Origin of the sequence: Flectobacillus major DSM 103 (genome assembly GCF_000427405.1) — a bacterium.
Taxonomy (GTDB): Bacteria; Bacteroidota; Bacteroidia; order Cytophagales; family Spirosomataceae; genus Flectobacillus; species Flectobacillus major.
Window position 1 is genome coordinate 4637781 of record NZ_KE386491.1, and the last position, 13539, is coordinate 4651319.

The window sequence follows — 13539 nt, forward strand, 5'->3', positions numbered from 1 at the left end:
TATTATGACAAATACGCATCTTCTCAATTTTAGTAAGAAGAAGATTTATCATAAAAAAACAAGGTTTTTTTGAAACAAGACTGAGAATTTCTTAAAAAAGTACTAATTTTGCATTCTGATTATCGAGGCTAAGTAGCCCGATGTTTATTAACAAAAAAAACGTTCTTTGCATTTCCAATGGTCAACCGACGCTTACTCCGCACAAAAGCATTCCAAACTGTATATGCCTTCCGTACATCGGAAAGAGCCAATTATCAATTAGCCTTCGATTATATAGCCGAACAATTTTTGCCCAACCTTGATTTAATGATTCCCAAAGAAGAACAGATGCCCAAGCTAGAAGGCTTGCGTAAGCTGGCTGATTTGCATTTTGAAGAATTATTTAAAGGAGAAGTCTCAGAGGAAGATATTCCTGCCGATGCCAAAAATGCAGCAAAAAGAGCCTTAGCACTTTACCGTGACGCTGTAAAGCGTGACCGTGCTCGTATTACGCACAAAATGGTAGAAGAAGTAGAAGGGCTTTATGATGATTACTTGAAGCTATTATTGTTGTTAGTAGAAATTACAGATGTGTCTGTTTGGGACGAGCAACGACGTTTGTTGGAAAGTGAGCACAAAACTTCTCGTTTTGGCCAAAACCAAGTAATCAGAGCACTTCGCAACCTTCCTACCCTAGAAACAGAGGTGATTCGTCGCAACTTAAAATGGACCGACGACGACCAAAATCTTATTCGCAAACTTTTCTTAGACGCAATTTTACCAGATAATCAATTCCAGTCGTACCTTCGCACCACAAAGCATACTTTTGAGGAAGATTTGGCCATTGTAGTCTATATTCTCAAAACTTTCATCCTCAAACATCACTTAGTGGTTGAGTATTTTGAAGAAAAAGACTTAAATTGGGGCGAAAATAAAGATGTACTCAAAAGTCTTACCACCAAGACCTTCAAGATTAATAGCCTCGAAGAGCTCGAATTACAACCTTTGGCATTGAACTGGGACGAAGATAAATATTACTTTGTTGACCTTTTTAATCAGACCTTAGAAAATGACGACGAGTATGAGAACATGGTAATGGAGCAAACCAAAAACTGGGAAGCTGACCGTTTGGCAATGACAGATATGATTATTTTGAAAATGGGCTTGGCCGAACTAATTCATTTTTCGAGTATTCCCGTAAAAGTATCTATCAATGAATATATTGAACTAGCCAAAAATTATTCAACCCCAAAATCTGGGCAGTTTGTCAATGGTTTGTTAGATGTACTTTCTCAAAAACTTCAAGAGGAACAAATTATTCGTAAGTCGGGACGTGGTTTGATTGATAATAAATAAGCTGGTTAATCTAAACAACGAAAGAAACAAACTCATGAGCAAATCATCTAAAACCTTTTGGGCATTTATGACGGGGGCCGCCGTAGGTGCTGCTTTGGGCATTTTGTATGCTCCAGACAAAGGAGAAAATACCCGTAGTAAACTATTATTTCAATTACAGAAATATCGTGACCAACTGCAAAATCTGATTACAGATTTGATTGAGGGCAAGGAAATTCCTGAAACTATGGCAAAATCGGAGGGAAAGAAAGTAGTAAACGAGGCTCGTGAAAAGGCTGAACGCTTACTCGAAGATGTGGAAAATATGATGAGCCAAATCAAAGCAAAGGCTTAGTAGATACTAATAATACAGACAGTTGGTCGATAGTAAATATTCTTTAATATGCTATTAGCCAACTGTTTGTCTTTCTAACTACGTATTCTTTAACAACCATGAAAAAGATAATTATTGTTGCTTTGGCTTCGTTGGCATTGGTAGCTTGCCAAAACAAACAAAAAAACAATGCCCAAGCTTTGTCAGATTCAGCTGCTGCTCTACAGCCTACAGCCGATAGATTTCCTGTAATGAAGGTCGATACACAGTTTGTAGATTTGGGTACTATTACCGAGGGCGATTCGGTGTTTCATACTTATAAGTTCAGAAACACAGGTAATATGCCATTGGTTATTAGCAATGTAAGTACCTCGTGTGGCTGTACAACCCCGTCGTATTCAACAGAGCCCGTAATGCCAGGCGATCAAGGGTTTATTAAGGTAAAATTTAATAGCAAAAATAAAGAAGGAAAGGTAAATAAAACCATTACGGCTTATGCCAATACCACTCCATCCGACAATACTTTTAGTTTTAAGGTAGAAGTAATCAAGCGTTAAGCCGCTTACAAATTAAACATTTGTACCAACCCTAAAACATTATTTATCAGTAAATTATAATATTTATTATTTAAAACGAAAAAACTATTATGTTCAATTACATTTTTTTACAGGCTGGAGCAGGCGGAATGTCTTCTTTATTTTTGATTGGTGGTATGTTTGTTATCATGTATTTCTTTATGATTCGTCCACAACAAAAAAAGCAAAAGGATCAGCAAAATTATGTTGATAACCTAAAAGCAGGTGATAAAGTAGTAACTATCGGAGGTTTGCATGGTACAATTGTAACGGTTCGTGACAAAACAGTTATCCTTGAAGTTGATTCAAGCAAAGGTGTTCGTATGGTATTCCTCAAAACGGCTATTTCAAAAGATGCGTCTTCACAGTTAAGTGCTGAATAAGCATCGCTATTTTGAGTGCTATGAGGCTTTTGAGCTTTAGGCTAAGCTAGTCTAAAGCTCAATTTTTGGAATAAAGTCTCGATATTACTGACATTCAACATATTCAAAATGAAACCCAATACTTTCAAAACTGATTTTAATGCGGTATTTCTGAGTATTATAGCCGCCATGATTTTTTGGGTGATGAATGCTCTTAATAAAGAAGGGTACACACAAAAAATTTCTTTTCCACTTCGTTTTACCTACAACGACTCGCTGTATATTCCTATTCAACCTCTTCCTGAGAAAATTTCGGTGAATGTTTCGGGCAATGGATGGAATTTGCTTCGTAAAGCCTTGGCATTGGATGTAACCCCCATTTATTATGCTATCAACAAGCCGCTTCAAACCAAGTTTTTAAATACTGGCTCGCTTACCGATTCGCTTGCCGAATATATCAAAGATGTAAAGGTGAATTACGTAGTAGCCGACCGCTTTGAAATCGAATTTGATAAACGTGTAAAACGTAACCTTATTCTCAAGGTAGATAGCCTCAATATTCCTTTAAAAGAGGGCTACGTGGTATCGAGTGTTATCAATGTCAATCCCAGAACTATTGCTGTTGAGGGCCCCGAAGGTACGCTCAACGAACTTGGCGATTACCTGTATGTCAAAGTTCCTGGTCGTAGAATTCAAGAAAACTTTGATGATGAAATAAGAATTCCGCTTCCCAAAAATGCCAATATAAAGTCTAATAAAGAAAGAGTTACAGTAAGTTTTGAGGTTTCTGAATTGTTAAAATAAATAGCTATGCTAGACAACAATACCCTTGGGACTCCTCAAGTAATAGGTATTACAGGGGGCATTGGTTCGGGAAAAAGCATTGTATGCAAAGTGTTTGCCTTATTGGGTATCCCCGTTTATGATGCCGACACAAGAGCTAAATTACTTGTTAATGAAAGCGATACCCTCAAACAGGCCATTACAGCTCTGTTAGGAACAGATGCCTACACCAGCTCTGGAGTTTACAATCGCTCGTGGGTAGCTTCGCAGGTATTCGGTAATCCCGACTTATTACAACAACTCAATGCCTTAATTCATCCTGCTGTAAGGCAAGATGCCCGTAATTGGATAGCCCAAAATAGCCAAGCACCTTATTTATTATACGAAGCTGCTTTATTGAAGGGAGCAGGCAATGGCAATAATTTTCAAAAAGTTATTGTAGTAATAGCCCCAACCGCCCTGCGTATCAAAAGGGTTTTACAGCGAGACCGACGCTCGGAAGAAGAAATCAAAAATATCATTAATAGGCAATCATCGGATGAAGAGCGTAAGGCTTTTGCCGATATCATTATTCAAAACGATGATGCTACTCCTCTTATTCCTCAGATTTTACAAATCCATCAGGCATTAATCAATACAGGTACAAAAAAAGAGGTTGCCTTATAAAGACAACCTCTTTTCAAACCCTTAACACTTTTTAATATTATTATTGATGTCTTACCAATAACTTTTTGGTTACCAATGATTTACCGTCGGCGGTAAGCTGGTAGAGGTAAATTCCATTAGGCCATTCTTTGGTAGAAATCCTTGCTCTTCTTTGGTCTTTTTCCAGAAATGATTCTTTAATTTCACTTCCTAAAATATTATAGAATGTAATTTTTACTTCGCTAACTTGCGAGGAAATGCTGTATTCGACATCTGCATGTTCATCGGCTGGATTAGGGTAAATATTAGAAACCCATAGTTTGTCGCTCGTAAAAAGTTTATCCTCTATATTAATAAATTCTTCAGCTCTACTATTTTCTACCATACTATTAGCGGTAATGGCTACTTCTGGTTTGTTGGTATTTTTATTATTGTTATACTGCAACAACGACGACGCAAAATACTGATTAATAGCAGTTGCACGTTGTACATTTATACCTCTGTCGAGGGCATTATGATAAGGTTGAAAATAACTAAATGTAGATTTTCGTAACGACGATACCGACGTAGTAGTTTTTTGCTTGGGCTTAATATCCAAGCGACTTTTATATTTGTTTTCTGTTTGGGCAAACGCACCAATTGTCGACAACAAGGTTGTCACAATTACGAATGCCTGTATGTATTTTGGTAGAGGTCTCATTCCATTTAAAATCAAAATATTGTTTGAACATTTATTGAGCTATACCAGCATATTATGGTGTTGGTATGATTGAATCGAAAAGCCTAAGTAGGTCAGATAAATTTATATGCTCAACTTAGCTTGTACTAATTAACAGCAATAATCATGCGAACTTTTATATAAAGACTCTAAAACATGACAAAAGGTTGCTTCATTTTGAATTTTTTTTTCAGTTTTACACAATAAATCTGAAAACTTGCTTTTTGACAAAAATATAGTAAAATATTTCAAATTTGAAAGTTTTACCTATTTTTTAATGATTTTTTTAGCCAAAGGTTTTTTTGTACTTGTTTCTACCTTTTTTGTTGCTGAGACAGAGTCTTTGGCAGTTGGTTTAATTTCAGGAGGAATTACTGCTGCCACTCTTTTCAAAATACTTTCTTTGGTTGGTTTTTCGGTGATTTTCCACTTAAAGCCATCCAATTCTTTGTCGTCTTCTTTGAGTTCTTTGGGAGGCATAAATTTGCCATCGGGCTTGCCCAAAAAAGCAATTCTTGCAATTTTATTTTTGGCAAAAAGCATATTCATTTTGCTACACTGCACCCTATTCATACCTGTAAGGGTATTTTTTTCATCAATAGCAAAATAGATACTCTCGCCATTGCCATCTACGCTTACTTTTTCAAGCTTGGCATCGTTATTGAAATTAACAACAATTTTTCGCCCTTTTACTTGGTTAAAGTTGGTAAGGGTATCTACCGAAATCACGAAAGATTTACCTTTCATATTCATTAAATGAATTTTGTTGTTTTTCAACAAAACATTGATAGAATCGGCCTCAGATTGATTCTTGTTGTTCCACAGAATTGGTTTCTGATAAAAATAAATTGTCGAATCAGATACATTATAGCTCAGCGAGTCGCACCGTGCCGACAAATCTGTTTTATAAATAAATACCTTTTTATAGGCATACAACTTTTTGGTTTTTGTTTCCTTATTATCCAGCGATACCAAGGTATCGGCTGTTAGGAAAAGGGTATCGTTTTCAAAAATATTTTTCAATAATGCTCTTCCGAAAACCCTTGTAACACCTGTCCGCTTAGAATAACGCCCATGTTCGCCTGTAAGGATGGCTTTATCTTTTTTAGAAACAAATACAATATTGCCATTGGCTACCCCAATTTCGGTTGGAGGGTCATAAATCATTGTATCGGCTGTCATGACATAATCGTCAGTTTTTACCGTAGAACGCCCCTTCAAATTGGCAATCTTATTCACCGTATTATATTGGCTACCTGGGTTGGCGTAGGTGGTGTCTTGCTTGTTTACAACAAGGGTAGGGGCTATAAAAAAAGCCTCTTTCGACAAGCTACTGTACCGTAGCGAATCGGCTGTTAGTGAACCATCCTTATCAACCACCTTAACATTGTACTTAAAATCGAAAAGCTTGGTGACAGTATTATAATAGCCTTCTCGGCTAGTTAGGGTACTTTTTTTATCAATAATCTTGCCATTGGTATTATAAAAAGCAAGATGGCTGTTGAGGTCGTAATCTAATTTTTTGGTTGTTAAAATAATCGTACCGTCGTCGAGTTTGACACGTCCGTTCATTTTGGCCAAGCGATTGTTCCCAAAATAATAAGCGGTATCGCCTGTAATGGTTACTGTATCGGCTTGTACAATTTTTACTTTGCCATAAGCTTCCAAAATATTGGTAGTTTCGTTCAAAACAGCCTGTGTACAGTACAAAAGGGTAGTGCCTTGTCGTAGAGCAACATTTCCAAGTAGTTTTTTTACCTGCATAAAAGGCTGATTTTGCCCAACCAAACTGTCTGCTTTGATGATTTCTACCTGATTTTGAGCCAGTACCGAATGGCTACCAAGTAAGGTGTACATTATAAAGAATGCACCCAAGAAGACATACGAATCGGAGGCAAGTTTAGATTTCTTTGCTACGATTTGTTTTATCCTACGGATATTTGTCCCGATTTGCTTTATTTTAGAGTAACTTTGTCGCATAATTTTAGTGCTACAAAATTAGCCAATAAAACCATGCTTGACGAGTTTTTAACGTTTATTAACAAACAAAATCTGATTAATTCTTCCGATAAAGTTATCTTGGCTGTAAGCGGCGGAATGGACTCAGTTGTAATGTGTGATTTATTTAGCAAAGCCAAATTAGATTTTGCTATTGCACACTGTAATTTTGGACTAAGAGGAGAGGAGTCCAATGAAGACGAAACTTTTGTAAAAAAGTTGTCTATCAAATACAAAGTACCTTTTTTTGTAACGACTTTTCAAACAGCCGAATTTGCTGAAAATGAGAAGATTTCTATTCAAATGGCGGCTCGTTTGTTGCGTTATCAGTGGTTTGAAAAGCTCAGAGCCGAACACGGATACGATTATATTGCAACGGCACATCACCAAAATGACGTTTTAGAAACCGTTTTGTTGAATCTAACCAAAGGAACTGGTATTGCGGGTTTGCATGGTATTCAAATTAAAAATGGTGCTATTATCCGCCCGATTTGGTTTGCCGAAAAAGAAGAAATATTTGATTATGTTGTTGAAAACCAAATTATTTGGCGTGAAGATTCTTCTAACGAATCTAATAAATACCAACGTAATTTGATTCGTAATGAGGTTGTGCCTTTGCTCAAACAGATTAACCCAAATTTGGAGCAAACCATTCAGCAGACTGTCGAGCGGATTCAGGCGGTAGAAGAAATTTTTTACCAAGAAATAGAACTCCTCCGCAAGCAAATTGTGTGGTCGGATGGCCGTGTGCAGTTTGTGAATTATAAGGCTATCCAAACCCTTTCGCAGCCTGTCATTAAACTGGCCGAATTACTAAAACCTTTTCATTTTACTTATCAGCAATGTCAAGAAATTTTTGGTGCTTTTGATAAAGAACCAGGACGTAGCTTTCTTTCACCAACACACGAGTTGGTCAAAGACCGTACCGAGCTGGTGATTACGCCCAAAAATCTCAAGGTATTTGAAAGTTTGGTGATAGAAGCTGGTGCAACAAAAGCAAATACCGAAAATTTCCAGTTGGTATTTCAGGCTTTTGACAAACCCGAAGGTTACAAAGTCCCTGTGGCCAAAAAATATGCTTGTTTGGATGCCGATAAGGTGCGTTTTCCGTTACAATTGCGTAAATACAAAGAAGGCGACTGGTTTTGCCCATTAGGAATGAACAAAAAGAAATTAATAAGTGATTTTTTGACCGACTTAAAAGTGCCATTAAATCTTAAAAAAGAAACCTTTTTGTTGACTTCCAACGGTTCGGTAATGTGGGTTGTTGGCCAGCGAGTAGACGACCGCTTTAAGGTAACCGACAAAACCGAACGTATTTTGTTGATAGAGTATTTTAGTTAATAGCTATCTATAACTGAGTATTTTCCTATTGGTAAATGTATTTGTTTCTTACAAAAGTTAAAATATCTTGGGAATAAGGTTAGGCAAAATCCTCGGTGTAAGCTGAGGATTTTGTTTTCTGAAGCTATATTTTTTATTGGTTACTGAATAAAAACCTCTGAAACACGGCTCGGAATAAGGATTTTTTTAATATAGGCTTCTAGCTTCGATATAGTCATGCAGTTGGTTATAGAAATAGATTCTTTGTCATAATTTTTTGATAAAAATGCTGTTCCTTGTAATTCTACCAAAACAATAACGACCTATTATAAAAATACTAGCCAGTGACGCTCGAAAAACAGTTTGCTACATATCTCAAGGAACATCAGGGTATTGTCCACAAAGTTTGTGGTATGTATCGTCGTGACCCCGACGATAAAAAAGACCTGTTTCAGGAAATAGTGGTACAATTGTGGCGGGCATTTCCAAAGTTTAGGCACGAGTCAAAGGTTTCGACATGGATTTATCAAATAGCCCTTAATGTGGCGATTTCAGACCTGAGAAAAGAAAGCCGAAAACCAAGCCAAACATCAATAGATGAGTTTAGTGGGCAATTGGCCGACAACGAACCCGATACCGAATTAGAAGAAAAGTTAGCGTTGCTCAATCGTGCCATTGTCGAGTTGTCGGATATAGAAAAAGCGATTTTGATGTTATATTTTGAAGAAAAAAGTAACGATGAAATTGCCGAAATCATGGGTATTACAATCAATAATGTACGAGTCAAGATGACCAGAATTAGGGAAAAACTAAGGGTTTTGATGAAAAAAAACTAAAATAGTAGACAATTTTGCCAAAATCATCCAATCTATCATTATCGATGAGAAACAGACATATCCAATTATTTTACAGCAACAAAAAATGGAATTAGATGACCTGAAAAATATCTGGCAACAAGCCCAGAACAGTCCTCAAACCTCGTTTGATGCTGAGCAGATTATGCTAATGGCTCGTCAAAAATCACTCAATATAGTGGACAAGCTCAAACGGAATATCATGATAGAAATATGGGTAGGGCTGGTGTGTATTCCCTTTTTAGGATATTATATTTTTCAAGCAAACGAACCGTCGCAGTTTCGGCTATATGCAGGTATTGGCTTGATTCTGATTGTAACTTTGTTGTTTTCTTTTTATGGTGTATTAAAAAAACTTAATGCTTTTGGTCAGTCGGATTTATCGTTGAAAGTATCACTTCAAAACCTGATACTTCAGTTCAAGCAGTTTATCAAACTTTATTACTATGTCAACTTACTGCTAACGCCAATCTCCTTTTTTTTAGGGGCTTATTATGGTTTGCACACCTTAGTAAACGGCCTGAAAATAGCAAGTATCATTGCCCTGATAGGTTTGCCTTTTGTCTATTTTTTTGTAAAAAGCTATATTCGTAAATTGTACGGCAAGCACCTTGATAGGCTACAAATATTACTTGAAGAATTGGACGAACAAGGATAACGTCGGTTTACTAATTACCTTTGTGTTTTTATGTAACTGTTGCCCTTAAATACCATGAATATTGATATGCTCAAAGGTCTTTTGACCAGTAAATCCGAACATTTTTCTAATACTGAAAAGAAAAAGTATAAAATTGTACAGTTGTTTAAAGTTATTAATAAAGTGAATCAATCGATTCTGAATCAGTCTATTAAAAAAGAAACAATGGGCTTGATTCGCCAAACCATCGAGGCTATTCCGGCTACACCTTCGGCCGATAGCAGCTTGTTCGATAAACATTATTTGGCTCTCAGAAATCATACCGTGATACACTATAAGTTTGACCCCGATGCACAGGCTTCGGTTTATTTATTGGTAGGTTTGGTGTTTGGGGCAGTGCTAGGTTGGATTATCAAAAGCTATTGGATGGGTTTACCTATTGGTTTTTTGGTTGCTTTTGTGTTCTATTATGTATCACTTAATAATGTTAAAAATCATGATTAATTCTGTAAAATTTCTCTGTTTAGGTTTAGTAATCAGCTCGTTATTGTTAACCAAAATTTATGCACAAAAAGCCTCTAATTCATTGCTTTGGGAAATATCAGGCAATGGACTAACACAGCCGTCGTATTTGTATGGTACGATTCACGCTATTTGTTCACAGGATTTTATGCTGTCGGATGTGGCCAAACAGAAATTTGAACAGAGTCAACAAGTATATCTTGAATTAGACATGGACGACCCGTCGATGATGGTAGAAATGCAAAAAAGAATGTTTATGCAAGATGGTGTTACCTTAACAAGTATTTTATCGGCTAGCAACTATACCAAAGTAGCTAAGTTTTTTAAAGATTCGATGCAGATAAACATTGATAAAATTCCCAAAATGAAGCCTTTTGTTCTCAGCTCAATGACAATTCCCAAGCTACTAGGATGTCCAATACAAAGCTATGAGTCTACGTTTACATCAATGGCTCAAAAACAAAAAAAGGAATTATTGGGCTTAGAAACAGTACAAGAGCAGTTTGATGCACTGGATAAATTGAGTTACGCAGAACAAGCCGACTTAATGTTGGTGAAAATGGTAGATGATTGGCAAAACAATAAGTCCGAGTTTCAGCGGATGCTTCAGGATTACAAAAAACAGGATGTGGAAGCTTTACACAATGATCTATTAAGTTCGTCTTCGATGAATAAAGAATTTGAGCAAAATTTATTAATTACTCGTAACCTCAATTGGATACCTAGAATAACCAAAGTAGTTCGGGAAAAGCCAACGTTTATTGCTGTTGGTGCAGGACATTTGGGCGGTACACAAGGGCTAATAGCACTGCTAAAGAAACAAGGGTTTTCGGTAAAAGCTCTGAGATAAGCTTAGCTTGACAATTATCCGATTGTGAAATGATCAGAAGAATCATGACTTTTATAAAATATATACAGAGAAATAGTTCTTAATAAAGAAAAAATAGAAATATATTAATCATTGTCATGTTTTTTATTGATTATGAAAAGGATGCTTTTTGAAGTAAGCCCTTATATTTACTTCAAAAAAGGCTATGAAAATCTCATTTCACGGAGCTGCTCAAACGGTTACAGGAAGTAAACATTTGATTACGCTCAAAAATGGCAAAAAGCTATTACTCGACTGTGGTATGTTTCAGGGGCGTGGTGTCGAAACCGAGAGCTTGAACAAAGAATGGGGCTTTGTACCTGCCGAAATAGACTATATGGTATTGTCGCACGCCCATATCGACCACTCGGGATTGATTCCGAAGCTGGTAAAGGAAGGATACAAAGGCAAAATATATTGTACTAACCCTACCAAAGATTTAGCCCAAATTCTATTGCTCGACTCAGCTCATATTCAGGAATCAGATGCTAAATTTTTGAACAAAAAGCGTCGAGACCAAAATAAATCGGCTATTAGCCCACTCTACGATACCCACGACGTAATGTGCTGTTTGATGCGTTTTACGACTGTCGACCTAGATGAATGGATTCAAATAACCGATGATATTCAGTTGAAATTTACCGAAGCAGGTCATATTTTGGGTGCGGCCGTAGTCAATCTTCGTATCAAAGAAGACGATGAAATAAAAAGAATCACGTTTTCGGGCGATATAGGCCGTTATAACGATGCAATTCTCAAATCACCGGCCGAATTTCCGCAAGCCGATGTGATTATTTGTGAATCCACCTATGGCGATTCGCTACACGATGAGGTGCAGATTTCGGAAACGGAGGTCATAAAACTGATTTATAAAACCTGTGTTGAGCAAGACGGCAAACTTATCATTCCAGCCTTTAGTGTAGGGCGTACCCAAGAGCTAGTGTACATGTTGAATCGGCTTATTGAAAGTGCAACGATTCCGGCCCTCAATGTATATGTCGATAGCCCACTTTCTACCGAAGCCACCCGAATCACCTACAATCACCCCGAATGTTTTAACAAAAAGTTACTTAGGTATATGGAACGAGACGAAAATCCTTTTGATTTTCCGACGCTACGATATATTACCGAAAAGGAAGTATCGCAAGAACTCAACCAGAAAAAAGAGTCATGTATCATTATTTCGGCGTCGGGGATGGCCGAAGCAGGGCGTGTCAAACACCATATAGCCAACAATATTCAAAATCCCAAAAACACAATTTTACTGGCAGGGTATTGTGAACCCAATTCGCTGGGTGGCCGCCTAAAATTAAGACCCGACGTAGTGAAAATATTTGGGGAAGAATACCGTGTAAATGCCACCATTGCCGAAATCAAAAGCTTGTCGGCTCATGCCGATTATGAAGATATTTCACAGTTTTTGGCTTGCCAAGACCCCAAGCAAGTACAGCAGTTTTTTGTGGTACATGGCGAACCCCAAGTACAAGAACATTTTAAAAGAAAACTCATAAAAAAGGGCTTCAACGAAGTATATATTCCTGCTCAGCATCAGGTATTTAATATCTGATATTTCTCATAGATTTATATAATTACTGTTTTGTAATGGTGTGATTATCATCATTTTAATGGATGGCCGAAAGGCGTAGCTTTGGGTATTGATTAAACCTAAACAATAATCTATTATGAAAAAAGTGATAGTCGCATTCGATGGGATGAACTTTTCTAAAGGAGCTGTAAATTATGCCATCCAATTGGCCAAAGATAGTGGTTCAGTTATTACGGGGGTATTTTTACATGATTTGTATTATCGCTACGGAGCATCTGCTACGATTTTGGAAGGGCAGCCTTATTTTGATATTAGCCCAATGTTAAAATTGGCTAAGGAAGAAGAAGAGCAACTCGACCAAAGCATACAGCAATTTGAATGGTATTGTAAAGAGTTTTATCCACATTACGAAGTGGTAAAAGATATGGGTATTCCTGATTATGACCTCGTCCAAGAAAGTAGATTTGCCGATATTATTGTGGTTGGGGGTGAAGTATCTTTTACAGAAGACAAAGAAAAAGCCAATAATAGATTTATCAAAGAATTGCTGAAAGGTACAGAATGTCCCGTTATGATTGTACCCGAAGACCCCGACCCGATTCATCACATTACCTTGACTTACGATGGTTCGGCTTCGTCGGTATTTGCTATCAAACAGTTTTTGTACTTGTTTCCTGCCAAAAGGTACAATGACTTTACGGTGGTATCGGTGGCCGAAAGCGATGATTCTTTGGCTATCCCCAAACAAGAAGCTTTTACAGACTTTATCAAAAAGCAGGCCGAACGTGTTTCTTTCGAGATTTTACCTCATGGAAATGCGGGCGAACAATTAGCCGATTATATCAATACGCACCGAACTTCTATTGTGGTAATGGGAGCGTATGGACGTAATGTTTTATCCAGACTATTGCATAAAAGTGCCTCCGAAGAGTTGCTGAAAAACTTGAAAGTTCCCGTGTTTATTACCCATATTTAGGCTAAACAATTAGTAGATAGAGAGCCACAAAAAAAGCATCGGTTTATAACTGATGTTTTTTTATACCTTTTCAGCTATGTCTAT

Annotated in this window: 15 protein-coding genes; 13 read left to right on the top strand and 2 right to left on the bottom strand. The window is 37.1% G+C overall.

What is annotated here, in order from left to right; translation table 11 throughout:
* The first annotated feature begins 177 nt into the window (after nt 1-177).
* From nusB to coaE, 6 genes are all read left to right on the top strand, one after another.
* A complete protein-coding gene (gene nusB, locus FLEMA_RS73805; RefSeq protein WP_044173445.1) occupies nt 178-1335 on the top strand; it encodes a transcription antitermination factor NusB in 1158 nt (385 codons plus the stop codon).
* A 34-nt stretch (nt 1336-1369) separates the two neighbouring features.
* The gene (locus FLEMA_RS73810; RefSeq protein ID WP_044175200.1) at nt 1370-1669 is read left to right on the top strand and encodes a YtxH domain-containing protein; all 300 of its coding nucleotides are present in this window, start codon (nt 1370-1372) and stop codon (nt 1667-1669) included.
* 98 nt (nt 1670-1767) lie between these two features.
* On the top strand, nt 1768-2205 hold the full coding sequence (locus tag FLEMA_RS73815) for a DUF1573 domain-containing protein (RefSeq protein ID WP_044173447.1): 438 nt from the start codon (nt 1768-1770) through the stop codon (nt 2203-2205).
* Nucleotides 2206-2294: 89 nt separating this feature from the next.
* Nucleotides 2295-2606, top strand: coding sequence for a preprotein translocase subunit YajC (gene yajC / locus FLEMA_RS0152460; RefSeq protein ID WP_026997179.1), 312 nt, complete (start codon nt 2295-2297; stop codon nt 2604-2606).
* A gap of 108 nt (nt 2607-2714) precedes the next feature.
* Nucleotides 2715-3389, top strand: a complete 675-nt coding sequence (locus FLEMA_RS73820) for a YbbR-like domain-containing protein (RefSeq protein ID WP_044173449.1) — start codon at nt 2715-2717, stop codon at nt 3387-3389.
* 6 nt (nt 3390-3395) lie between these two features.
* Nucleotides 3396-4034 carry a dephospho-CoA kinase gene (coaE, locus tag FLEMA_RS0152480; RefSeq protein ID WP_044173451.1) on the top strand — a complete coding sequence of 213 codons (639 nt, stop codon included), beginning with the start codon at nt 3396-3398 and terminating at the stop codon, nt 4032-4034.
* Between the two features lie 40 nt (nt 4035-4074).
* On the opposite strand, the gene FLEMA_RS73825 is transcribed toward coaE, so the two are convergent.
* Together FLEMA_RS73825 and FLEMA_RS0152500 are read right to left on the bottom strand one after the other, a co-directional pair.
* A complete protein-coding gene (locus FLEMA_RS73825; RefSeq protein ID WP_052354253.1) occupies nt 4075-4713 on the bottom strand; it encodes a T9SS type A sorting domain-containing protein in 639 nt (212 codons plus the stop codon).
* A 285-nt stretch (nt 4714-4998) separates the two neighbouring features.
* Nucleotides 4999-6711, bottom strand: a complete 1713-nt coding sequence (locus tag FLEMA_RS0152500) for an OstA-like protein (RefSeq protein WP_229359518.1) — start codon at nt 6709-6711, stop codon at nt 4999-5001.
* 33 nt (nt 6712-6744) lie between these two features.
* Between FLEMA_RS0152500 and tilS the strand changes: the two genes are divergently transcribed.
* The 7 genes from tilS (at nt 6745) to FLEMA_RS73860 (ending at nt 13455) form a co-directional block, all read left to right on the top strand.
* Nucleotides 6745-8073, top strand: coding sequence for a tRNA lysidine(34) synthetase TilS (gene tilS, locus FLEMA_RS73830; protein ID WP_044175205.1), 1329 nt, complete (start codon nt 6745-6747; stop codon nt 8071-8073).
* 323 nt (nt 8074-8396) lie between these two features.
* A complete protein-coding gene (locus tag FLEMA_RS73835; protein ID WP_044173455.1) occupies nt 8397-8888 on the top strand; it encodes an RNA polymerase sigma factor in 492 nt (163 codons plus the stop codon).
* 85 nt (nt 8889-8973) lie between these two features.
* Nucleotides 8974-9564 carry a hypothetical protein gene (locus FLEMA_RS73840; RefSeq protein ID WP_044173457.1) on the top strand — a complete coding sequence of 197 codons (591 nt, stop codon included), beginning with the start codon at nt 8974-8976 and terminating at the stop codon, nt 9562-9564.
* Between the two features lie 54 nt (nt 9565-9618).
* Complete coding sequence (locus tag FLEMA_RS73845) at nt 9619-10047, top strand: hypothetical protein (protein ID WP_044173459.1); 429 nt, start codon at nt 9619-9621, stop codon at nt 10045-10047.
* The gene (locus tag FLEMA_RS73850; protein WP_044175207.1) at nt 10040-10915 is read left to right on the top strand and encodes a TraB/GumN family protein; all 876 of its coding nucleotides are present in this window, start codon (nt 10040-10042) and stop codon (nt 10913-10915) included. The genes FLEMA_RS73845 and FLEMA_RS73850 overlap by 8 nt, the downstream gene beginning before the upstream one ends.
* Nucleotides 10916-11099: 184 nt before the next feature.
* A complete protein-coding gene (locus tag FLEMA_RS73855; protein ID WP_044173461.1) occupies nt 11100-12500 on the top strand; it encodes an MBL fold metallo-hydrolase RNA specificity domain-containing protein in 1401 nt (466 codons plus the stop codon).
* Between the two features lie 115 nt (nt 12501-12615).
* Nucleotides 12616-13455, top strand: a complete 840-nt coding sequence (locus tag FLEMA_RS73860; protein ID WP_044173464.1) for a universal stress protein — start codon at nt 12616-12618, stop codon at nt 13453-13455.
* The last annotated feature ends 84 nt before the right edge of the window (nt 13456-13539 follow it).